This is a genomic window from Bacillus sp. NEAU-242-2 (genome assembly GCF_027853835.1).
In the GTDB taxonomy this organism is placed as follows: Bacteria; Bacillota; Bacilli; order Bacillales; family Bacillaceae; genus Bacillus; species Bacillus velezensis.
This window is the reverse complement of record NZ_JAPNNY010000001.1, coordinates 1040013-1061269: the sequence shown is the minus strand read 5'-3', so window position 1 is coordinate 1061269 and position 21257 is coordinate 1040013. Positions and strand designations below refer to the sequence as shown.

23 protein-coding genes are annotated in these 21257 nt (G+C 47.2%); 18 read left to right on the top strand and 5 right to left on the bottom strand.

Annotated elements, in window-relative coordinates; genetic code table 11:
• Positions 1-43: 43 nt before the first annotated feature.
• From OWN49_RS04680 to OWN49_RS04660, 5 genes are read left to right on the top strand one after another with little or no spacing between them, the layout of a single operon-like run.
• Complete coding sequence (locus tag OWN49_RS04680; RefSeq protein WP_069473224.1) at positions 44-811, top strand: hypothetical protein; 768 nt, start codon at positions 44-46, stop codon at positions 809-811.
• 2 nt (positions 812-813) lie between these two features.
• The gene (locus OWN49_RS04675) at positions 814-1191 is read left to right on the top strand and encodes a GntR family transcriptional regulator (RefSeq protein ID WP_069473671.1); all 378 of its coding nucleotides are present in this window, start codon (positions 814-816) and stop codon (positions 1189-1191) included.
• Entirely contained in the window at positions 1181-1897 is a 717-nt protein-coding gene (locus OWN49_RS04670) for an ATP-binding cassette domain-containing protein (protein ID WP_070081545.1), read from the top strand. The genes OWN49_RS04675 and OWN49_RS04670 overlap by 11 nt, the downstream gene beginning before the upstream one ends.
• The gene (locus tag OWN49_RS04665) at positions 1898-2815 is read left to right on the top strand and encodes an ABC transporter ATP-binding protein (protein ID WP_101562845.1); all 918 of its coding nucleotides are present in this window, start codon (positions 1898-1900) and stop codon (positions 2813-2815) included.
• Positions 2808-3755, top strand: a complete 948-nt coding sequence (locus tag OWN49_RS04660) for an ABC transporter permease (RefSeq protein ID WP_003155377.1) — start codon at positions 2808-2810, stop codon at positions 3753-3755. The genes OWN49_RS04665 and OWN49_RS04660 overlap by 8 nt, the downstream gene beginning before the upstream one ends.
• A gap of 91 nt (positions 3756-3846) precedes the next feature.
• On the opposite strand, the gene cspB is transcribed toward OWN49_RS04660, so the two are convergent.
• Positions 3847-4047: a cold shock-like protein CspB gene (gene cspB / locus OWN49_RS04655; RefSeq protein WP_003155376.1), complete on the bottom strand. Its 201-nt coding sequence runs from the start codon at positions 4045-4047 to the stop codon at positions 3847-3849.
• A 382-nt stretch (positions 4048-4429) separates the two neighbouring features.
• Between cspB and OWN49_RS04650 the strand changes: the two genes are divergently transcribed.
• Complete coding sequence (locus tag OWN49_RS04650) at positions 4430-5260, top strand: MetQ/NlpA family ABC transporter substrate-binding protein (RefSeq protein WP_176283213.1); 831 nt, start codon at positions 4430-4432, stop codon at positions 5258-5260.
• Positions 5261-5276: 16 nt separating this feature from the next.
• On the opposite strand, the gene OWN49_RS04645 is transcribed toward OWN49_RS04650, so the two are convergent.
• Entirely contained in the window at positions 5277-6356 is a 1080-nt protein-coding gene (locus OWN49_RS04645) for a GGDEF domain-containing protein (protein ID WP_071392064.1), read from the bottom strand.
• A 151-nt stretch (positions 6357-6507) separates the two neighbouring features.
• On the opposite strand from OWN49_RS04645, the gene OWN49_RS04640 reads away from it, so the two are divergent.
• Positions 6508-7899, top strand: coding sequence for an L-cystine transporter (locus tag OWN49_RS04640; protein WP_003155366.1), 1392 nt, complete (start codon positions 6508-6510; stop codon positions 7897-7899).
• 67 nt (positions 7900-7966) lie between these two features.
• Here OWN49_RS04640 and OWN49_RS04635 read toward each other — a convergent pair whose 3' ends face one another.
• Entirely contained in the window at positions 7967-8539 is a 573-nt protein-coding gene (locus OWN49_RS04635) for a hypothetical protein (protein ID WP_094247116.1), read from the bottom strand.
• Positions 8540-8683: 144 nt separating this feature from the next.
• On the opposite strand from OWN49_RS04635, the gene OWN49_RS04630 reads away from it, so the two are divergent.
• Both OWN49_RS04630 and OWN49_RS04625 read left to right on the top strand, forming a co-directional pair.
• The gene (locus OWN49_RS04630) at positions 8684-9223 is read left to right on the top strand and encodes a YhcN/YlaJ family sporulation lipoprotein (RefSeq protein WP_003155362.1); all 540 of its coding nucleotides are present in this window, start codon (positions 8684-8686) and stop codon (positions 9221-9223) included.
• 120 nt (positions 9224-9343) lie between these two features.
• Positions 9344-10288, top strand: a complete 945-nt coding sequence (locus OWN49_RS04625) for a hypothetical protein (RefSeq protein WP_003155360.1) — start codon at positions 9344-9346, stop codon at positions 10286-10288.
• Here the strand turns inward: OWN49_RS04625 and OWN49_RS04620 are convergent.
• On the bottom strand, positions 10248-10913 hold the full coding sequence (locus tag OWN49_RS04620) for a spore coat protein (protein ID WP_014304688.1): 666 nt from the start codon (positions 10911-10913) through the stop codon (positions 10248-10250). The genes OWN49_RS04625 and OWN49_RS04620 overlap by 41 nt on opposite strands.
• A 193-nt stretch (positions 10914-11106) precedes the next feature.
• On the opposite strand from OWN49_RS04620, the gene OWN49_RS04615 reads away from it, so the two are divergent.
• Both OWN49_RS04615 and OWN49_RS04610 read left to right on the top strand, forming a co-directional pair.
• Positions 11107-13161 (top strand): 5'-nucleotidase C-terminal domain-containing protein, encoded by a 2055-nt coding sequence (locus tag OWN49_RS04615; protein ID WP_176283214.1) that lies wholly within the window; start codon positions 11107-11109, stop codon positions 13159-13161.
• Positions 13158-13754 (top strand): class D sortase, encoded by a 597-nt coding sequence (locus tag OWN49_RS04610; protein WP_176283215.1) that lies wholly within the window; start codon positions 13158-13160, stop codon positions 13752-13754. Before OWN49_RS04615 ends, OWN49_RS04610 begins: the two co-directional genes overlap by 4 nt.
• Here the strand turns inward: OWN49_RS04610 and OWN49_RS04605 are convergent.
• Entirely contained in the window at positions 13751-14659 is a 909-nt protein-coding gene (locus OWN49_RS04605; protein WP_176283216.1) for an RluA family pseudouridine synthase, read from the bottom strand. The genes OWN49_RS04610 and OWN49_RS04605 overlap by 4 nt on opposite strands.
• A gap of 109 nt (positions 14660-14768) precedes the next feature.
• Here OWN49_RS04605 and OWN49_RS04600 point away from each other — a divergent pair, with 109 nt between their 5' ends.
• From OWN49_RS04600 to OWN49_RS04570, 7 genes are all read left to right on the top strand, one after another.
• Positions 14769-15164: a DUF5365 family protein gene (locus OWN49_RS04600; RefSeq protein WP_007408448.1), complete on the top strand. Its 396-nt coding sequence runs from the start codon at positions 14769-14771 to the stop codon at positions 15162-15164.
• 130 nt (positions 15165-15294) lie between these two features.
• On the top strand, positions 15295-15717 hold the full coding sequence (locus OWN49_RS04595) for a CBS domain-containing protein (protein WP_003155348.1): 423 nt from the start codon (positions 15295-15297) through the stop codon (positions 15715-15717).
• Positions 15718-15844: 127 nt separating this feature from the next.
• Positions 15845-16534: an HAD family hydrolase gene (locus OWN49_RS04590; RefSeq protein ID WP_003155347.1), complete on the top strand. Its 690-nt coding sequence runs from the start codon at positions 15845-15847 to the stop codon at positions 16532-16534.
• On the top strand, positions 16527-18065 hold the full coding sequence (locus OWN49_RS04585) for a bifunctional GNAT family N-acetyltransferase/carbon-nitrogen hydrolase family protein (RefSeq protein ID WP_003155346.1): 1539 nt from the start codon (positions 16527-16529) through the stop codon (positions 18063-18065). Before OWN49_RS04590 ends, OWN49_RS04585 begins: the two co-directional genes overlap by 8 nt.
• Before the next feature lie 242 nt (positions 18066-18307).
• Positions 18308-19660: an aspartate aminotransferase family protein gene (locus tag OWN49_RS04580; protein ID WP_102422641.1), complete on the top strand. Its 1353-nt coding sequence runs from the start codon at positions 18308-18310 to the stop codon at positions 19658-19660.
• 16 nt (positions 19661-19676) lie between these two features.
• Entirely contained in the window at positions 19677-20252 is a 576-nt protein-coding gene (locus OWN49_RS04575) for a glycerol-3-phosphate responsive antiterminator (RefSeq protein ID WP_003155344.1), read from the top strand.
• A gap of 172 nt (positions 20253-20424) precedes the next feature.
• The gene (locus tag OWN49_RS04570; RefSeq protein ID WP_077721989.1) at positions 20425-21252 is read left to right on the top strand and encodes an MIP/aquaporin family protein; all 828 of its coding nucleotides are present in this window, start codon (positions 20425-20427) and stop codon (positions 21250-21252) included.
• Positions 21253-21257: the final 5 nt, after the last annotated feature.

Below are 21257 nucleotides of genomic sequence, written 5' to 3'. Positions count from 1 at the left end.
TACTATGTTACTCATACACTTGATCCGAATGGAGAGAGAAAGAATGACATCGTTTTTAGGTTTGCTGAAAAAAGATGCGAAAGTTTCATGGATTTGGCTCGCGGTGTGGCTTTGCGGCATGATTTGCTGGGCGTTTGCAGCCCACATCATCGCTGCCCGTCAGAAAGAACCGCTCGTCATTTTCGGCTTTTTTACGGCAATGGGGTTTTTTCAATTTCTTGTAGCGCCGCTTTTTATGTACTATCACCTTCATAAAGAAGGAAAAAATCAGCTGTGGCTTTACAATCCGAATGGGGGATTTTATCTGCTGGCTTCCAAACTGACGGCCTCACTGCTGTATCAGTTGATCGGGCAGCTGGCGCTGACCGGTTACGGCATTTGGATGTACCGGATGCTTTCTGCAAAAGGAGTGCTGGAACACACCATTCCCCTGGCCGGCACATTAACCGGGCTGAATGCTTACCTGCTGATCAGTTCAGCGTACTTATCTGTGATCGTGGCCGTATTTTGGACTGTTTTTCACTCATTAAAACATTTTCCCGTCCTCCGTTGGGTGATCTGCATCGTGCTTGCGTTTGTCTGGACCTATATTGACGATAAAATCATTACGCCTTTCACTTCATCTCAACATGATTTATGGCCGGTAAAAGTGTATGCGAATTTTCATTTTCATTATACAAAATTGACCGGATGGACGATGGAGCTGAAAGCCGTCCACATTTCGCTTTTCAGCTTCCTGGCAGTGATCGTGCTTGCAGCGCTCTGTCTCGCGCTGGCCTCTATGCTGCTGAATCGAAAGGTTGAGGTGTAATGATGGAGAATGAATTTCGGTCATCCAAGCCGATTTATCTGCAGATTGCCGATCGTATATATTACCGGCTGATCAGAAGTGAGCTTTCACCGGGGGACAAACTGCCGTCCGTAAGGGAGATGGCCGTACAGATGAAAGTGAATCCGAACACGATACAAAGAACGTACAGTGAAATGGAAAGGCTGGGGATCGTGGAGACGAGAAGAGGACAGGGAACCTTTATAGCGGAAAGATCCGATCTGAAAGCAGAGCTGAAAGACAGGCTGACAAAAGACGTTTTCAAACGCTTTATTCAGGAAATGGCGGAGCTGGGGTTATCTCCTGAGGAAATGCTCGACGGGATCAAACAATATGCGGAGGAAGCAAACGATGAATCTTGATTTTGAACGCGTAACAAAAAAATACGGCCGCAGGATCGCGGTCAGCGATGTATCATTTTCATTGTCTCCGGGTAAAATCTACGGAATTTTAGGGCCGAACGGAAGCGGTAAATCAACAACGCTTAAAATGCTTGCCGGGCTTGCGTTCCCGACATCGGGCGCCGTCCGGATGGGAGACTGCGCAGTAAGCAGGAACATGCTGTTTCGTACGGCTTATTTAACCGAACATGATATGTTTTCCGCCCGGACGACTGTCGGTGATATGCTCACATTTTATCATTCGCAATTCCCGGATTTTCAGCTGGAAAAAGCACATAACCTATTAGCGGAAATGAATCTTTCAGCGGAGCAGAAGATAAAAGAGCTGTCCAAAGGCAGCCGGGGCAGGCTGAAAATCGTTTTGGCCCTGTCGAGAAAAGCATCGGTCATTCTGCTGGATGAGCCGTTTTCAGGTCTTGATCCGGCGGTCAGGGAGTCGATTGTCAACAGTCTCGTATCTTATATTGATTTTGACAGCCAGATCGTTGTCATCGCCACGCATGAGATCGGCGAGATTGAGACGCTGTTAGACGAAGTGATGGTTTTCATAAAAGGGAAAATCGCTGAACGGCGCGAGGTCGAAGAAATTCGGGAACAGGAAGGAATGTCCGTGCTGCAATGGTATAGAAGCGTCATGCAGGCGCACGAAATAGAAGGGGGATTCTAATTGGAAACGGTATTAGAACTGCAACAGGTAAAGAAAACGATAAAAGGACGAACGATTATTCATGATCTGAGCTTCTCCGTCCGGGCGGGCGAAGTGTTTGGATTTTTAGGGCCGAACGGAGCGGGGAAAACCACTACGATCAGAATGATGGTCGGATTAATGAAACTGTCTCAGGGAGACATCGTAATCTGCGGGGAATCCATTACGAAAAACTATTCAAAAGCGGTCAGGCACGTCGGAGCCATCGTGGAAAACCCGGAGCTGTACAAATTCTTGAGCGGCTATAAAAATTTACAGCAGTACGCAAGGATGGTAAAAGGCGTTACGAAAGAAAAAATAGATGAGGTCATCGAGCTCGTCGGGTTGCAGGACAGAATACATGACAAAGTAAAAACCTACTCTCTCGGGATGAGACAGCGTCTCGGCCTCGCCCAAAGCCTGCTGCATAATCCTAAGGTGCTGATTCTGGATGAGCCGACAAACGGCCTCGATCCTGCCGGCATCAGAGAAATCAGGGACCATCTGAAAAAGCTGACACGTGAAAAAGGAATGGCTGTCATCGTCTCAAGCCATCTTCTGTCAGAAATGGAGCTAATGTGCGATCGAATCGGCATTCTGCAAAAAGGAGAGCTTGTCGATATTCAAAAAGTAAGGGATGAAGGAAAAGAGGATAAAGATACATACTACTTCCATATTGAACAAAGAGAAGAGGCTCTTGCCGTTTTGAGTCAGTTTGACTGTGTGAAGAAGACAAACGGCATTGAGATCCAGCTGTCCAAACAGGAAGTGCCTGATGTGATATCACTGCTCGTCCGTGAAAACATCCGCTTATATGAAGTGAAAATCATGACAAAATCTTTGGAAGACCGTTTCTTGGAGATTACCGGCGGGACGAAAGAGGAGGTTCAATATGTTTAAGCTGATCTATAATGAATGGATAAAAATTTTCAGCCGCGTCGGGACGTGGGCTATGATTGTGATTTTAGGCGTTTCGATGATCGGTTTTGCGCTTTTGTCAAACCATTTCACCTCGAGTGAAGCCAATCCGAATTGGAAACAGGAGCTCCAGGCCGAAAACAAAGAAATGAAACAGCAGATGAAGGAAACCGGAAATCAGACGCTCATTGATAACCTGAAACAGAATGTCGCGATAAATCAATACCGTATGGATCATAACATCCCCGAGGATACAGGGTACACAGTGTGGTCATACGTAGCTGATTCTTCGATGATGACTGTTTTGACCGGGCTGTTTACGATTATCATTGCCGCAGGCATCGTGGCGAATGAGTTCAACTGGGGGACGATCAAGCTGCTGGCCATCCGTCCGCTCAGCCGTTTTCAGATTTTGCTATCTAAATATATGACGGTGCTGCTGTTCGGACTGCTGATGCTTGTGATTTTATTTGCCGGCTCCGCTCTGTTGGGATTGGTCTTTTTTGGTACAGGCGGAGATACTGCGGCTGATGTTCATCTCGTATACAAAGACGGCCATGTTTTTGAGCAAAATATCATCGCTTTCCTCGCTAAAACATATGTCTATGAATCTGTCTCCGCTTTTATGCTTGCGACGATGGCGTTTATGCTGTCTGCGGTATTCCGGAACAGCTCATTAGCGGTCGGATTTTCTATTTTTCTATTGGTTATGGGGAACACGGCGACGGTATTTCTTGCTGCGAAATTTGAATGGACCAAATATATTTTATTTGCGAACACAGATTTGTCGCAATATATGAACGGGACTCCTTTAGTAGAGGGGATGACGATGACATTTTCTGTTGTGATGCTTGTGATTTACTTCGTTATTTTTCTGGCGCTCGCATTCGGCGTCTTCTTAAAACGGGATATTGCCACCTGATATAAAAAAGCTGTTTTGCCTTTGCAAAACAGCTTTTCGTTTTAGATGAAAAAAACCTGCCGGCGTACACCGGCAGGTTTTTTAAAACAATTTATGCTTTTGTTACGTTAGCAGCTTGTGGTCCGCGGTTTCCTTCAACGATTTCGAAAGAAACAGATTGGCCTTCTTCTAAAGTTTTGAAGCCTTCGCCTTGAATAGCAGAGAAGTGAACGAATACATCGTCTTGACCTTCTACTTCGATGAATCCGAATCCTTTTTCAGAGTTGAACCATTTTACTTTACCTTCTAACATGAAATTTCCTCCTAAAGCGACATAACGCTTAAATTCACTATTCTTGCTCTAAAACAAACTTCCAAGACGAAAACTCTTACAAAACTTTCTTCTTAAAGATAGTTCGAACAAAAATAATTACCTTTACTCTACCAGCAATCCGAAGAAAAAACAACTGCTAAATGTAACTTTTTTCGAAATAACATGTTTTAAGAGGAAAATGCTCTGATACGGAAATCTGATTTGAGACCAGAACGGCCCATTTTCAGCTGATAAAAACCGCATTGCAGCCTCTTAAGGAAGCAATTGACAACCCTTTTTTTAATCGGTATTGTATGTAATCATGAGCCCGAATACCATGGTGCAGCTTCTGTACATAAAAATAGATAGGGAGTAGGTCAACTTGAACCTGCGGCTTATAAACAGTCTGTTTCTTTTCATTTTGATCATGTCACTTACTTCATGCCATTATCCTGATGGGAACCGGACCATTACTATCGGAATCAATGAATCTGATCAATCGATCTGGGAGTTTGTCGCGAAAAAAGCCGGTGAGGAAGGATTGCGGCTTTCTTTGGTAACGTTTTCGGATTATGCCGAGGCCGATTTGGCACTTGCCGGCGGGGATCTCGACGCCAATGCGTTTCAATCCGTTACTAATTTTAAATCTTTGCAGCCTCATGTGAAAAAGAAGCTGGCTCCTTTAGGAACGACATATGCGGCATCGCTGGGGGTGTATTCCAAGCAGCATAAACGGCTGAAGGATATACCGGACGGAGCGGTCATTGCCGTGCCTGATGAAGCGGCGGCCTTCGGCAGGGCGCTTTTTCTCATGCAGGAGGCCGGACTGATTACATTGAAAAAGGGATTCACCGGTACGGGTTCAACGGATATGATCAAGGACAACCCGAAGCATCTGACCTTAAAAACGGAAACAAAAAAGAACGCCTATCAGGCGGCGGAACATGCTGACGCAGCAGTTCTCAGTCAAAGCGAGGCGAAAAAAGCAGGATTTCATGCGGAGAAGGACGCGCTGATCCGATCGGCGCAAATGAAGGAAGCGTATATTCATCTGATCGCCGTCAGAGCTGAGGATAAAGATGATGAACGGCTGCAAAAACTCCTGTCTTTGTATCAATCAGACGATACCGCGGCGTTGATTGAAAAAGAATATGAGGGCAGCCTGATTCCCGTTTTCCTGAGGGGCGGCTTTCTCACTGAAAAGAAAGAATGATTTCCTCTTCGGGCGATCATTCTTTTTTTTCAGTGCTGCACACTTGATTGCGCCCTGATGTTTTCGCTTTGTACAGCATCCGGTCCGCGATCAGGGGCAATGTCTGAGGATCCGGTGTATTTGTCGGATAATGCGCGATGCCGAGGGAAACGGTCACGGGAATTGTATCTCCGCTCGTCAGCAGAATCGGGTTCGCGTCAATCGTGTGCCTGATTTCCTCTGCGAGGTGAAGCCCTTTTGTATAGGTGCAATTGGGCATAAGCACGGCAAATTCTTCCCCGCCGATGCGGGCTGACGTATGAGAACTGCTGAGTAAGAACCTCAGGCGCGCGCCCAGTTCCTTCAGCACTTGGTCCCCTTCATAATGGCCGTATTGATCATTGATCTGCTTAAAGTGATCAATATCCAAATAAATAAGCGCGAGCTGAGACGAGGGGGATTGAGACGCCCGATCGTACAGAACGCGCGAGACGTCCTCGAATTTTCTCTTATTAAAAATCCCCGTCAGAAAATCATAATTCGCTTGAAACTTGTATTGCTTGAACAAAACGCGGGCATCGGCTTCGTGTTTGATGATATACAGTGACAGCATTCCGCCCAAGACGGAAATGAGCCAATAATAAACGAGGGCCCCGGCAGGCTGTTCAGGCATAAGAAACAGCAGCGTCAGGGTGAAAATAACATTTGAAAAAAGCAGCATAACGAACGCCTTTTTGTGATCCGGCTTTTTTCCTCTGAGGACGGCCGCAGAAAGTATCGCAATAACCCCGACTGCGGCGATGGAAAAAATGGCGCTGGCATTGAAATTGATCAGGATACGGCCTGCGACGATAATCGCAAAGGCGGCTGCCGTAGACACCCAGCCTCCGTAAAGAGCGGCGATGATAATGGGGATATTTCTGAGATCAATGATGGAATCGGAGTAAGAAAAGCCGAAAACAATCAGAAAAACCCCTAAAAGCCCGCAGACCGTTCCCTTCAGTAATTGAAACATCGGACGGTCTTCTTTATACGAAAGCGACTCTTTAAAAAGAAGGGTGAACAGATAATTAAATGTGATTAAAATCGTTAAATTAAGAAACAGTTCCTTCAGCATAACAATCACCCTTATATAAGTTACTAGAGAAAGGGTGGAAAGAAAAGAGAAAAATCAATAAAAATACATATATTGTCAATCCTTACTTGACCGATCGGAATTGATATAATATAGTGTTAAAGGATAATGAGCAAGGGAGTGTTTACCTGTTTTGGAGAATTTATTTGTAGTCTTACATGTTTTTATTATGCTTTTGCTTATAGCAGGTCTGTTTGTCATGCAAAAAAAACACGTTTCCTTTTCTAAACGTGTCTTTACCGCGCTCGGACTAGGCATTGTATTCGGTTTTGCACTGCAATTGATTTACGGGCCGGCATCACATATCGTGACACAAACGGCCGATTGGTTTAATATCGCCGGCGGCGGTTATGTCAAATTGCTTCAGATGATCGTCATGCCGCTAGTCTTTATTTCTATTCTCGGCGCATTTACGAAGCTGAAACTGACCCATAACATCGGGAAAATCAGCGGACTGATCATCGGAATTTTGATCGCCACGACAGCAATTGCCGCGGCAGTCGGAATTGTTTCGGCGCTTTCTTTTGATCTGAAAGCCGTCCATATCGACCAGGGAAGCACCGAGTTATCAAGAGGCCAGGAGCTGCAGCAAAAATCTGAGGATATGACGGCCAAAACGCTGCCTCAGCAAATCGTTGAGCTTCTGCCGGGAAATCCGTTTCTTGATTTCACGGGAGCCAGACCGACTTCCACCATCGGAGTCGTTATTTTCGCCGCTTTCCTCGGCATCGCTTTTCTGGGCGTGAAACGGAAGCAGCCGGAGCACGCTGCGACGTTCAGCGGAATTGTCGATGCGGTATACGCGATTATTATGCGCGTCGTGACGTTAATTTTAAGATTGACGCCTTACGGGGTATTGGCGATTATGACAAAGACGATCGCGACAAGCGACATCGACAGCATTGCGAAACTGGGGATGTTTGTGATCGCTTCATACGCCGCGCTTATCGTCATGTTTATCATTCACCTGCTGCTGATTACGTTCAGCGGTTTAAATCCGATCACATACGTGAAAAAAGCATTTCCTGTCATGGTGTTTGCGTTTACGTCCCGTTCAAGCGCAGGGGCTTTGCCGCTTAATATTAAAACGCAAAAAAGTATGGGCGTCCCTGAAGGAATTGCGAACTTCGCCGGTTCATTCGGTTTATCGATCGGTCAAAACGGCTGTGCCGGCATTTACCCGGCGATGCTCGCGATGATGATTGCGCCGACAGTAGGGCAAAACCCGTTTGAACCGGGATTTATCATCTCCGTCATCGCCATCGTGGCAATCAGTTCATTCGGTGTAGCAGGCGTGGGGGGCGGCGCGACATTTGCGGCTCTGCTCGTCCTATCCGCTTTGAACATGCCTGTCGCGCTTGCCGGGCTGCTCATTTCAATTGAGCCGTTAATTGACATGGGGCGTACCGCCTTAAATGTCAGCGGCAGTATGACCGCAGGGCTGTTAACAAGTAAAATGACGAAGGAAACCGATACCGCGGTTTACAATGATTCCTCAATCGTCATTGAAGCTGAAGAAGCTTAATAAAAAAGCAGATAGCGCTAAAACGAAAAATCCTTCATCGTTGAACTAATGAAGGATTTTTTCGTTTCTAATGATTTCCGGGTTCAATTTCTTCCAGCATATTCATCACGGTGCTGTCATTTAAAACATTTACCGCGCTTTCTTCGAAGTGAATCGGCTCGGTATAGTGAGGCTTCGGCGAAGTTTTTTTACTGCGGTCTGCCTGTCCGTCCGTATGGGATGAGCCGGAGTGGTTGCGGGAAGTCTGCTCATGCTGCTGTCCGCCGGATTCCCCGCCGAAAGCCTGTTTGATCAGCTCGGCAGGCTGCATGGAGCCGGTTTGTGAATGCCGTGCTTTGTCCGTGTGCTGCTGTCCGCCGGATTCCCCGCCGAAAGCCTGTTTGATCAGCTCAGCAGGCTGCATGGAGCCGGTTTGTGAATGCCGTGCTTTGTCCGTGTGCTGCTGTCCGCCGGATTCCCCGCTGAAAGCCTGTTGAATCAGGTCAGCAGGCTGCATGGAGTGTGTACCATCTTTATGCTGCATTCGGCCTGAAACCATTCCGGAGATTTTCCGGCGGATTTCGGGTGATAAAGCTGCGATCAGAATCGATGATCCGATCAGCAGCGCTGTCGGGCTGATGCCGCTTTTTTGTCTGAACAAGTTAAATCCCTCCTCATTCAATTGATTACGCTTACCTTTCCCTTTCCTTCTGATATTTATCCAAACCGCTCAGAATGCAAACGGCGTGCATAAATCCCGCCGAATAGAAAAACCTATACGTAAAGTGAGAAAGGAGGAATTCACATGATAAAAAAACAAGCAGTTATTTCTGCCCTTCTTCTGCCGATGCTGATTACCGCAGGGTGCAGTATGGGGAACCAGGGAGAAGGAAAACGAAATGACAACCGCACCCAGAATGTAAATTACCGCAACACGCCTAACGACGGTGCGACAAATATGAATACAGTGAACCGTCATAACCAAAACACCGATCACAATGACAACCGTAACCTGAGAGTGGCTGATAAAGCCGCCGACAAGGTGACTGATTTAAAAGAAGTTAAAAATGCGACTGTGATCGTTGCCGGAAACAGCGCTTATGTAGCCGTTGTTCTGACAAACGGACAAAAAGGCGCCATCGCCAACCATTTGAAAAATAAGATTACCGATAAGGTGAAATCAGCCGATAAACATGTCCGGACTGTATATGTATCAGCGAACCCGGACTTCGTTGAACGTATGCAAGGCTACGGAAAACGAATCCAAAACGGCCATCCGGTATCCGGACTGTTTGATGAATTCGGCCAAATGGTGCAGCGTGTATTCCCAAACCCCAATAAATAAATGAATGGAAAAGCCGCATTTGCTGCGGCTTTTTTATTTTATCTGCCGTCACGACCCAGCGCTCCTGAGCATAAAGTAAAGAATGAGATGAAAATTAAAGGATCGGGGAGGGGAGCTTGTTTGCGTGACGGCATGGGGAAACGGGCGGCATTCACTCTGATCCTGTGCGGAGTCCTTGTCATATTGGCTGTCAGTTCAGCCGTTTCAGTAAGTATGATGTACGTCCTGTCAGGCCAAAACAGCCGCTCTGTTCCGACGAAGGAACAAGTGACTGAACACATGAATAAAGAAATTTACAAACATACAGCGATTTACTATACGGCGGATGAAAAGCCGCTCTTGGATCTGACCAAGCTTACGCTGGACCACGCAAAGCGTATCAACCAAATCATTGTCGGCTATAAAGGAGCGGCGCCTCTTGAACTCATTTTCTTTTCGGATGAAGCTGAAATGGAGCAATACTCAGGATTGAAAAATGTAGTCGGTTTTTATTCAGAGCAGGAGCAGATGATGGGGCTTTTGCCTGAAGAGAAAAAACAGCTTTTGAAAAAAGATGAGCTGGCCGTTTTCATGTATAAGCAATTGATTATACATGAATATACACACTACGCGTTTCATCAAAAAACGCGGCAATTGGGGACGGATACGTCTGTATTTCCGCTTTGGTTTCATGAGGGGCTGAGCGAGTGGGTTGCGCATTATGATGTGGTCATTGATCCGATTGCATTTTCCGTCGTGCCGTTTGATCAATTAACGACCGACCGAAAATGGCAGAAATCGCGTATGGAATATGAAACGGATGTCTATTTGCAAAGTTTCTATATGATAAAGGATTTAACCGAAACATTCGGAGAAGGCATTATCTTAACCATTATCAATAAAACCGCCGAAACACAGGATTTTGAAAAAGGCTTTGAAGCGGCTACGAAAGAAAGTCTGAAACAATTTGAACATGATTTCACAAAAGCATATGAAAAAAAGAAAACGGCATTGGAGAGTCAGGTTTCCAACGCCGTTTTTTTCATTAATGGAGGTTTTGCTGCTGCTGTCCCATTTGTCCTTTAATCGGAGGCATTTGCGGCTGTCCCTGCGCCGGCGCAAATGAATTCAGCATGGTCTGCATATCTTGTGCATTGAGCTGAGGAACCTGATAATAACCGTGTTTGTTTTGGTATAAAAAGATTTCATACGCCATTTCGACATATTGCTGAATTTGGGCGGAGAGCACTCTTCTTGTGACGGGATTGGTCATTTCAAGCGAGCTCATCGTCAAGAGAGAAGCTTGAGCTTTAATCAGGCCGAGCATATGGCCGCTTATTCCGAGATCTTTGACATCATTTAATGATTGATTCGGTTTTTTCGGCTGAGTCGGTTTTATACCGTAGACGGCCTGGTTCTGTTCCTCCATCATATATGTCGACGTTTCCTGAGAAGGTTTTTGGCCGGTCTTAAAGCATTCTGCCGTCAGATTATAGAGTCCGAGAATGAATTGATACTGGCGGTCAAGAATGTCGGCCAGCTGCTGATCCTGAATAAACTGTCTGAGCATCATAAATTGATCCAAAACGCCGACTGTTCCGGCCAGCACTTCATGCATATCGAAAAGCTCATGTCCTCCGTGATTCACTTGCGGTGAACCCGGAATCCCCTGATTTACTGGCGGCTGCTGCTGATTCTGCTGCTGTTCCACTGGTTGTTTTCCTCCTTCATGTCAAATCACATTTAAGATGTGAAAAAAGCCGATCCGTTATACATCAAGACATATTTCGTTACATGGGGATTATTTACTATTTTGCGCCAGCGAAGACAATCTTTACAAAAAAGTGATGTGATTCTTAAGAAAATAAGCTAACGTATTTCTTAGAAGACAAGGGGGGAAATGAATGAAGAAAAAAAGGGGTTTGCGTCTTTCGTGCTGTTTGCTGACGGTTTGTTTTATGATGTTCAGCGTGAAAGATGCGGAAGCAATCGGGCAAGCCGGATCACTGAATGAAGCTGGAACGGATAAAGCGTATAAAGAACGGCAGACTGAAGACTCCGGCCGTATCCCGCTCAGAATCATCAGCATGAATGATCTGCACGGAAAAATTGATCAGCAATATGAGCTTGACCTTAACGGAGACGGTAAACCGGATGGCACTTTCGGACGGATGGACTACGCCGCCGCGTACATTAAAAAGGCGAAAGCCGAGAAAGAACACGCCTTTGTCGTGCATGCGGGCGATATGATCGGGGGCAGCTCTCCCGTGTCAGCCCTTTTTCAGGATGAACCGACAGTAGAACTGATGGAAGACATCGGTTTTGATGTCGGAACTGTCGGCAATCACGAATTCGATGAAGGAACGAATGAGCTTAAACGGATCATCAATGGAGGAGATCATCCGGACGGTAAGGGGACAAGCGGTTATGACGGCCAAGATTTCCCGCTCGTCTGCGCCAACTGTAAATTGAAGTCAGGGGAGTCCTTTCTGCCGCCGTATGAAATCAAATACGTTTCCGGAATTCCGGTCGCATTTATCGGGGTTGTAACCAGATCGGCCGCGGGCATGGTCATTCCGGACGGAATTAAAAATATTACGTTTACGGATGAGGTAAAGGCCGTCAATGACGCCGCCGCTGACCTGAAGAAAAAAGGAATTAAAGCAATCGCCGTGCTCGCCCATATGTCTGCTGAACAAAATGGCTCAGCCATCACGGGAGAATCCGCAAAGCTTGCAAGCGGAACAGACTCAGAGATTGACGTGATTTTCGCCGCGCACAATCATAAAGTCGTAAACGGAGAAATCAACGGCAAGCTGATCGTGCAGGCATTTGAATACGGAAAAGCAATCGGAATCGCCGATCTCGAACTAGATAAAGAATCGAAGGATATCGTGAAAAAATCAGCGGAAATCCAATATATCGATCAAAGTAAAATCAAGCCTGATCCGGATGCGGCAGGCATATTAAGCAAATATGAAGAGAAAGTGAAACCGATTATCAGCGAAACGGTCGGGGAAGCGGCCCGTGATATAACGGGCGGGTATTCAAATGACGGCGACACGGCGCTCGGAAATCTGATTGCCGACGGTATGAAAGCGAAGATGAAATCCGATTTTGCGCTTATGAATGGGGGAGGCATCCGGGACGGCATAAAAAAAGGGACGATCACATGGGGAGACCTATATAATGTACAGCCGTTCGGCAATGTGCTGACGAAGCTTGAAATCAAAGGAAAAGATTTGCGGGAGATCATCAACGCGCAAATATCTCCGGTGTACGGACCGGATTACAGCATCAGCGGATTTTCCTATACATGGAACCCGGAAACCGGACAAGCGGTGGATATAAAGATGGCGGACGGCACAGACATACAGCCCGAAAAAGGATATACAGTAACAGTCAATCAATTTATGGCGACAGCGGCGGGGGCAAAATACGGTCCGATCGGGAAACTCGGCAAGAATCCGGTGACGGGGCCTGAGGATTTGGAAGCGACCGTAGACTATGTCAAAAGCTTTTCCGCACCGATTTCTTATCAAACCGACGGCCGCATCCGCACGGCATCAGCCACCGAAACACCTGATGACACCGGCAATCAGCCGGGAAGCGGGGAAACACCGGGCGGCACCGGGCCTGATAAAGGAGAAAAACCTCAAGCGGAAAAACCCGCTAAAAAACCGGATGCAGCAGAACAGCCTGATCAAGCCAAAAAACTTGAACGTCCTGTCGCAGAAGAAACAGCATCTGATACAGTGCAGTCAATTCCCGAATCCCGTCCGGCGTCTGCTGCAAATTCGGAACAAAGCACAGAACAGACTGAAAGCGGCACACAAAAAGGCCGCCCATTGCCTGATACTTCAGCGGGCAGCCATCAGACGGCATTGGCCGGCCTGGTGATCACGGGTGCCGGCGTATATTGGCTTTTCAGAAAGAAAAGGGGAACCCGCACACGATGAACAAACTGAAACATATTCCGCTTCTCGTCATCATCGCAGGTGTTATCATCACATGTTACGGAAGCTGGAAGATCATTGATTCACATATGAAAACGAACCAATCGCTTGAAGAAGCAAAAAAAGCAACAGAACCTGTCTTGGAAAAGAACGAAACAAAAAGCGCTGTGCTGACACAGCGCAAAAAAGAATTTCACCCCGAAACGGGTGAGGCAAGCGGCATTTTAGAAATCCCTGAAATTGACGCTGAGCTCCCGATCGTCGAAGGGACTGACGCAGATGATTTAGCAAAAGGCGTCGGACATTATAAGGACAGCTATTATCCTGGCGATCACGGCCAAATTGTGTTATCCGGCCACAGGGACACGGTGTTCCGCCGGACCGGCGAACTGAAAAAAGGAGACAGACTGAACGTGATTTTGTCTTACGGCACGTTTTCTTATAAAATCAGCCGCACAAAAATCGTCAGCCGGGATGATACGTCTGTCATCACCCTTCAACACAAGCGGGAGGAACTGATCCTGACCACTTGCTATCCGTTTTCTTACATTGGAAATGCGCCGAAACGATATATTATATATGCCGACCCGGTTTAAGAAAAATACGTTTCGGTAAAATGAGCCAGATCAGCCGGCATCGGCGCCTCGGCAACGATTTCTTCTCCTGAGATCGGATGGACGACACTGACTTTTTTGGCGTGAAGCGCCTGCCTGTGAAACAGCGCCCTGCTTCCGCCGTACAGGTCATCGCCCGCCAACGGATGGCCGATGCTTGCCATATGCACCCTGATTTGATGTGTTCTCCCGGTTTCCAGTTCAAGCTCTGCCAATGTAAGCTGCGCACCGGGATGATAGCCTTTCACTTTGTAATGGGTGACGGCGGCTTGTCCGCCGGGTGATACGCGCCGTCTGACGGAATGTGACCTGTCGCGGCCGATCGGCGAGTCAACCGTGCCTTTTTTCGGCGTGACTTTTCCTTCCGCCGCGGCGATATAGGTGCGTTTTAATGTTTTGGTTTCGAGCTGACGGTCAAGGATTGCATGGGCCAGGCGGTGTTTCGCAAAAACGACCGCGCCTGACGTGTCACGGTCAAGACGGTGAACGTGGCGCACTTTCGCCTGTTCGCCGTTGATTTGAAAATGGTAAGCGATCAGGTTGCTGAGGGTTCCGGTCTGACCCTCTTCATTTGGATGAGTCGGCATTCCCGCCGGCTTATTTGCAATCAGCATATGACTGTCCTCAAATAAAATGTCCGGCTCTCCGTATTCAGGAATCACCGAAGAACCCGTTTTTTCCTGAAGATCAATGAATAAGCGGTCTCCGGTTTTCAGTATGATGTTGTTTTTCGGGGATGTCCGATTCACCTGAATGCTTTCTTGGTTCATCCATTCCGTTATCACGGGTTTTGACGCCTGGAATTCAGATTTCAGGACTGAAAACAGCCATTGTCCGGCGTGTTTTTCCGTAATCAGGAGTTCCAGACCGCGGTCATTTTGTTTCATATCATAAAGCTCCTTTTCAAGCGGAAAGCGGCTGTTTCAATAGGAAACACTTACCTTAGCTTTCGCGTTTTTTTCTATGCTATTCTTGATAAAGATTAAGGATATTCACATGGCAAGAAAGGTGATTGATGTGAGAATTGTGAACGCAGCGACTGACGGACAAGAAAGCGCGATACAAGAGCTTTCCTCTGAATTGTTTCAAAATGTCTTTCCTCTTTATTTCTCCGAACTGGAAATTCAGCGCTTTAAAAAAAGGGGCGTATTGTCTTTACAAAACCAACGTTACCAAGGAACTTTAAAAGAAGCGTTTCAAATTATGGCTTGTCTGCAAACGGTACATATCATGCTGTCAAAGCCGCACCCCGTATATGACGTCAAAGAGCGGGCGCTGTTTGATAAAAATTGCGCTTTGCTGAATGAATGCGGAATGAATTTTCCCTTTACCTATGATGATTTCGAGACAGGGGCCGGATCAGAAGCCTGCGGTCACAGAAGGCTGATCTGACGGGTATAAAGAGCCTTTTGACAGGCTCTTTTTTGCTTCCTTGACATGATACCACAATTTCTTTCCTCTAACTCCCTTTATAATGAGTCAAATCCCCGAGCATAATAAAATGCGAAAGGGGTGCTTTACAATGAGTTCAATCAAACAATCAATGACTACCCACGTGGCTACCGTTTCTCCCAACCAAACGATCCAGGAAGCGGCTGCGCTGATGCACCAGCATAATGTCGGAGCAATTCCCGTCGTTGACGGAGGGGAATTAAAAGGAATGCTGACAGACCGTGATATCGCATTGAGAACAACGGCTCAAGGCCGCGACGGCCAAACACCTGTTTCACACGTGATGTCTTCTCAAGTTGTATCCGGAAACCCGGAAATGAGTCTTGAAGAGGCGTCACATCTGATGGCCCAACACCAAATCCGCCGCCTTCCCATTGTCGATCAAAATCATCTGGTCGGGATCGTTGCGCTTGGAGACTTAGCGGTCGATCAGCGTTCAAATGAGTCTGCGGGAGCGGCTCTTTCCAATATTTCCAGTCAAAACACACAGTAACGGATGAAGAGAGCTTGCACTCATGCAGGCTCTTCTTTCCGTGAGAATGTTACATTTTGAATGCAAAAGAAATTCACGGTATAGTGTATACATAGGTCAGTACGTTTAGCTAAAGGAGCTGTAACCATTGATAAAAGCATTAATCTTTGATTTTGACGGGTTAATTTTAGATACAGAAACCCATGAATATGAAGTGCTGCAGGAAATGTTTGAGGAACACGGTTCAACATTGCCTTTATCCGTCTGGGGAAAGGTTATCGGAACGGCGGCGGGATTTAAGCCGTTCGCATATTTAGAGGAGCAGCTGGGAAGAAAGCTCGATCATGATGAACTGACGGCGATCAGGCGCGGGCGCTTCGAACAGCGGATGAAGACGGAAACGGCGCGTCCCGGAGTGGAGGCTTATTTAGCCGCGGCAAAAGAATTAGGATTGAAGGTGGGGCTCGCTTCCAGCTCAGATTTTAAATGGGTGTCGGGCCATCTGAAGGAATTAGGCCTGTTTGATGAATTTGAAGTGATTCAGACGGCTGACGACGTAGAAGAAGTGAAGCCCAATCCGGAGCTCTATCTGAAAGCTGCGGAACATTTAGGCGTTGAACCTTCTGAATGTCTTGCCTTTGAGGATTCGGTCAACGGCTCAATCGCAGCCAAACGCGCCGGCATGAAATGTGTCATCGTGCCGAATAAGGTAACGAGCGCCCTGTTATTTGAAGAATACGATCACAGACTGGAATCGATGGCGGAAATGGAACTTGAATTACTCTTACAGCGATTGAACGATCAAAACGAACCGGCAGGGGGAAGCAGCATTGTCTGAGAAACTTGATCTGACCCGTTTTGAAAAGAAAATGGTCATACGGAATATGGAAGAGAAAGATATCAACAAAATTATTGAGCTGCAAAAGGATTGTTTTCCGGGGATGGAGCCGTGGGAGCCTGAGCATTTAATCAGCCATCTCGCGCACTTTCCGGAAGGTCAGTTTTGCGCCGAGTATGAAGGGGAAATTATCGGTTCATGCTCAAGCCTGATCATCAATTTCGATGAATATGATGACCGCCACACGTGGCAGGACATTACAGACGACGGTTATATCACGAACCACAACCCGGACGGATTGAATCTGTACGGGATTGAGGTAATGGTTCACCCGGAATACAGGCGGATGAAAATCGGACACCGGCTGTATGAGGCGAGAAAAGACTTGGCGAGACGATTGAATCTGAAAAGCATCATTATCGGCGGGCGGATTCCGAATTATCATAAGTATGCGGAAGAAATGACGGCGAGAGCCTATGTCGAACAGGTGACGCGCCATCAGATTTATGACCCGGTGCTTTCTTTCCAGCTGATGAACGGATTTACGCTCATGCGGATCAATCCGAATTATCTCCCGGATGACACCGCGTCCATTAAATATGCGACATTAATGGAATGGAACAATGTCGATTATCTGCCGCAGTCAAAGCGCTATTACAAATCGGCATTTCCGGTGCGCATCTGCGTCATTCAATATGAGATGAAAAAGATTTATTCTTTCGAGGAATTTGCCAATCAGGTTGAATATTATGTCGATGTGGCTTCAGATGCGAGATCTGATTTCGCGGTATTCCCGGAGATTTTCACGACGCAGCTTATGTCATTTCTCGAAGAGCGTTCTCCGAGTCTGGCCATTCAGAGGATTACCGAATATACCGAGGACTATATCAGCCTCTTTACAGATCTCGCGGTGAAATATAATGTGAACATTATCGGCGGCTCCCACTTCGTTGAAGAAGAGGGGAAAATTTATAACATCGCCTACTTATTCAGACGTGACGGCACGATTGAAAAACAATATAAGCTTCACATTACGCCGAATGAGCGGAAATGGTGGGGCATCAGCGCCGGAGACAGGGTGCGCGTATTTGATACGGACTGCGGAAAGATCGCCATTCAGATCTGTTACGATATCGAATTTCCGGAGCTTGCGAGAATTGCCGCGGATCAAGGGGCGAAAATTATCTTTACGCCATTCTGCACTGAAGACCGCCAAGGCTATTTGCGCGTAAGGTACTGCTCTCAGGCGAGAGCGGTTGAAAACCAAATTTACACCGTCATCTCAGGTACGGTCGGAAACCTGCCGCAAACAGAAAATATGGATATTCAATACGCGCAGTCAGCCATTTTTGCTCCGTCTGATTTTGAATTCGCCAGAGACGGAATCGTCGGTGAAACGAATCCGAATATCGAAATGGTCGTGATCGGGGATGTGGACCTTGAAATCTTAAGAAGGCAGCGTGAAAACGGAACCGTGCGCCAGCTGAAAGACCGGCGCAAAGATATTTACCGGATTACGCATCTGAAATGAAAAAACGCCCGCTCCGCTTAAGGGGCGGGTTTTTTTATATAAACACTTGCGCCGGCCCCGGTTTCGGGATATGCTCTTGTAGCCCTTTCGCTTACTGGGAGAAAGCGTTTTTTTAATTGCCGCCGCTTTATTGACTCGCCCATGCCGCGCCTTTATATTCTTATTAAGAGGAAAACTTCACCATGAGAATCGGCGCAGAAGCCGGGCAGCTTTCGATACAGTGCAATGATATTGAAAGGGAGATGAGCGGTGTGGAACATGTACAAAAAAATCAGTCACTCAAACAAAAGGATAAAGAGCTGATTTGGCACGCGATGAAAGGGGCGGAGCCGGATGACAGCATAATCGTCCAAAAAGGGGAAGGCGCCTGGGTTACGGATATTGACGGCAGGCGGTATTTGGACGGCATGTCAGGACTGTGGTGCGTCAATATCGGATACGGGAGAAAGGAGCTTGCCGATGCGGCTTACAGCCAATTGAAGGAGCTTCCGTATTATCCGCTGACCCAAAGCCATCAACCCGCGATTGAGCTTGCGGAAAAACTGAATGAATGGCTCGGCGGCGATTATGTAATCTTCTTTTCCAACAGCGGATCGGAAGCAAATGAAACCGCGTTCAAAATTGCCCGCCAATACCATATTGAAAACGGCGATCACAGCCGCTTCAAATTCATCTCCCGGTACAGAGGCTATCACGGCAATACGATGGGGGCGCTCGCCGCTACCGGCCAGGCGCAGAGAAAATATAAATATGAGCCGCTCTCACAAGGTTTTTTGCACGCGGCGCCGCCTGATCTCTATCGGAATCCCGGCGATGCCGTCACATTGGAAAGCGCGCATGAAATCGACCGGATCATGACGTGGGAGTTAAGCGAAACGATTGCCGGCGTTATTATGGAACCGATTATTACAGGCGGAGGGATACTGATGCCCCCGGACGGGTATATGGCAAAGGTAGAGGACATTTGCCGCCGCCACGGCGCGCTTCTGATCAGTGATGAAGTCATTTGCGGTTTCGGCCGCACGGGAGAGCCGTTCGGATTTCAGCATTACGGCGTTTCACCGGACATCGTCACAATGGCAAAAGGCATTACGAGCGCTTATCTGCCGCTGTCGGCAACGGCAGTAAAACGGGAGATTTTTGAGGCGTATTCAGGCGGTGAGCCGTACGGCCGCTTCCGGCACGTGAATACATTCGGAGGCAATCCGGCAGCCTGCGCCCTTGCTTTGAAAAACCTGCAATTGATGGAGGACGAAAATCTGATCGCCCGCTCCCGGGAGCTTGGAGAACGGCTGCTCCGTGAGCTTGAGCCGCTCAGAGAACATCCGGCGGTCGGTGATGTACGGGGCAAAGGCCTTCTTGCCGGCATTGAGCTCGTCAAGGACAAAATCACGAAGGAACCCGCTGATGCCGCCCTTGTACAGCACGTCATCACCGCCTGCAGAGAAAAAGGCCTGCTTGTCGGGAAAAATGGTGATACTGTAGCGGGATATAATAATGTCATTCAGCTGTCTCCGCCTTTTTGCCTGTCCGACGAGGAGCTCTCTTTCATCATTTCGACCGTCAAGGAAAGCGTGCTGAGCATTGATTTTTAATGTAAAGGAGTAAAACATGAGTTTTCACAACCAGAAGATTCTACCGGCTATCCGGAACATGAAGCAATTCGATGCATTTTTAGAGAGTCCGTTCTTATACGGCGTCATTTTAGATATCCACCTCGGTCAATTAAAAGGTGTCGTGAATGAAGCGAAAAAACACGGAAAACTTCTGATGGTTCACGTCGATTTAATTCACGGCATTAAGCATGACGAATACGGTGCGGAGTTTATTTGTCAGGATATCCGGCCCGCGGGCATCATTTCGACGAGATCCGCCGTCATCGTCAAAGCGAAACAAAAGAAAATATACGCGATCCAGCGTCTGTTTCTCTTGGATACGAGCGCCATGGAGAAAAGCATGGAATTCGTCGGAAAGCATAAGCCTGACTTTATCGAGGTTCTCCCGGGCATCGTTCCGACTTTAATCAGAGAAATTAAAGAAATGACGGGGATTCCGATTTTTGCCGGCGGCTTTATCCGCACGGAGCAGGACGTTGAAAACGCCTTGCAGGCAGGAGCAACGGCCGTGACGACTTCAGACACCGAACTATGGGCTAAATATGAACATTCTATGACAAAAAAAGATTGACACCGCTTACACCCATTGTTACAATAGACCTAGGTTAATACTATGTGATGGAGACCCGGAGACCCACAACAGCTCTTTACGGAAGCAATAAAGCGTAAAGCGGTTTGTTGTGGGTTTTTTATTCTCTATAACTCTGTCAAACCTGCTATTTTGTCATTTAGGAGGAATGATGATGACAGCATTTTGGGGAGAAGTAATCGGTACAATGCTGCTTGTTATTTTCGGCGGCGGCGTTTGTGCGGGAGTCAACTTAAAGAAATCGCTTTCATACCAATCCGGATGGATTGTTATTGTATTCGGCTGGGGATTGGGAGTAGCCATGGCGGCATATGCCGTCGGCAGCATCAGCGGCGCTCACTTGAATCCGGCTTTAACGATAGGCCTTGCGCTTGAAGGCAGCTTTCCTTGGAAAGACGTCCCTGTTTATATTACGGGACAGATGATCGGAGCAATGATCGGTGCGGTTGTTGTGTACCTTCATTATCTGCCGCATTGGAAGGCGACGGATGATCCGGCCGCTAAACTGGGCGTTTTCTCGACCGGCCCGAGTATTCCTCATACATTTGGGAATATGATAAGTGAAGTCATTGGTACGTTTGTGCTTGTGCTCGGCATTTTGGCAATCGGAGCGAATGAATTTACAAAAGGGCTGAACCCGCTGATTGTCGGATTCCTCATCGTTGCCATCGGGATTTCTCTTGGAGGGACGACCGGATATGCGATCAACCCTGCGCGGGATCTGGGGCCGAGAATCGCTCACGCCTTTCTGCCGATCCCGAAAAAAGGGCCGTCAAATTGGAAATATGCCTGGATTCCCGTAATCGGTCCGATCATGGGCGGTGCGTTCGGCGGCGTATTTTACAATGCCGCGTTTAAAGGAAATGTGACACCTAGCTTTTGGTTTGTAAGCGTTATAATGGTTGTAGTGCTTTTCATACTCTATATTTATACCAAGAAATCTCAATCACAGAAAACATTATCAAATTCTGAATATATTTAAAAAGG

Excerpts from the sequence above, each read along its gene's own strand:
- OWN49_RS04680 (WP_069473224.1), top strand. The coding sequence starts at position 44 with ATGACATCGTTTTTAGGTTTGCTGAAAAAAGATGCGAAAGTTTCATGG.
- OWN49_RS04605 (WP_176283216.1), bottom strand. The coding sequence starts at position 14,659 with ATGAAACAAAATGACCGCGGTCTGGAACTCCTGATTACGGAAAAACAC.
- cspB (WP_003155376.1), bottom strand. The coding sequence starts at position 4,047 with ATGTTAGAAGGTAAAGTAAAATGGTTCAACTCTGAAAAAGGATTCGGA.
- OWN49_RS04645 (WP_071392064.1), bottom strand. The coding sequence starts at position 6,356 with ATGCTGAAGGAACTGTTTCTTAATTTAACGATTTTAATCACATTTAAT.
- OWN49_RS04595 (WP_003155348.1), top strand. The coding sequence starts at position 15,295 with ATGAGTTCAATCAAACAATCAATGACTACCCACGTGGCTACCGTTTCT.
- OWN49_RS04570 (WP_077721989.1), top strand. The coding sequence starts at position 20,425 with ATGACAGCATTTTGGGGAGAAGTAATCGGTACAATGCTGCTTGTTATT.
- OWN49_RS04660 (WP_003155377.1), top strand. The coding sequence starts at position 2,808 with ATGTTTAAGCTGATCTATAATGAATGGATAAAAATTTTCAGCCGCGTC.
- OWN49_RS04675 (WP_069473671.1), top strand. The coding sequence starts at position 814 with ATGGAGAATGAATTTCGGTCATCCAAGCCGATTTATCTGCAGATTGCC.
- OWN49_RS04610 (WP_176283215.1), top strand. The coding sequence starts at position 13,158 with ATGAACAAACTGAAACATATTCCGCTTCTCGTCATCATCGCAGGTGTT.
- OWN49_RS04630 (WP_003155362.1), top strand. The coding sequence starts at position 8,684 with ATGATAAAAAAACAAGCAGTTATTTCTGCCCTTCTTCTGCCGATGCTG.
- OWN49_RS04670 (WP_070081545.1), top strand. The coding sequence starts at position 1,181 with ATGAATCTTGATTTTGAACGCGTAACAAAAAAATACGGCCGCAGGATC.
- OWN49_RS04580 (WP_102422641.1), top strand. The coding sequence starts at position 18,308 with ATGAGCGGTGTGGAACATGTACAAAAAAATCAGTCACTCAAACAAAAG.
- OWN49_RS04600 (WP_007408448.1), top strand. The coding sequence starts at position 14,769 with ATGGCAAGAAAGGTGATTGATGTGAGAATTGTGAACGCAGCGACTGAC.
- OWN49_RS04615 (WP_176283214.1), top strand. The coding sequence starts at position 11,107 with ATGAAGAAAAAAAGGGGTTTGCGTCTTTCGTGCTGTTTGCTGACGGTT.
- OWN49_RS04575 (WP_003155344.1), top strand. The coding sequence starts at position 19,677 with ATGAGTTTTCACAACCAGAAGATTCTACCGGCTATCCGGAACATGAAG.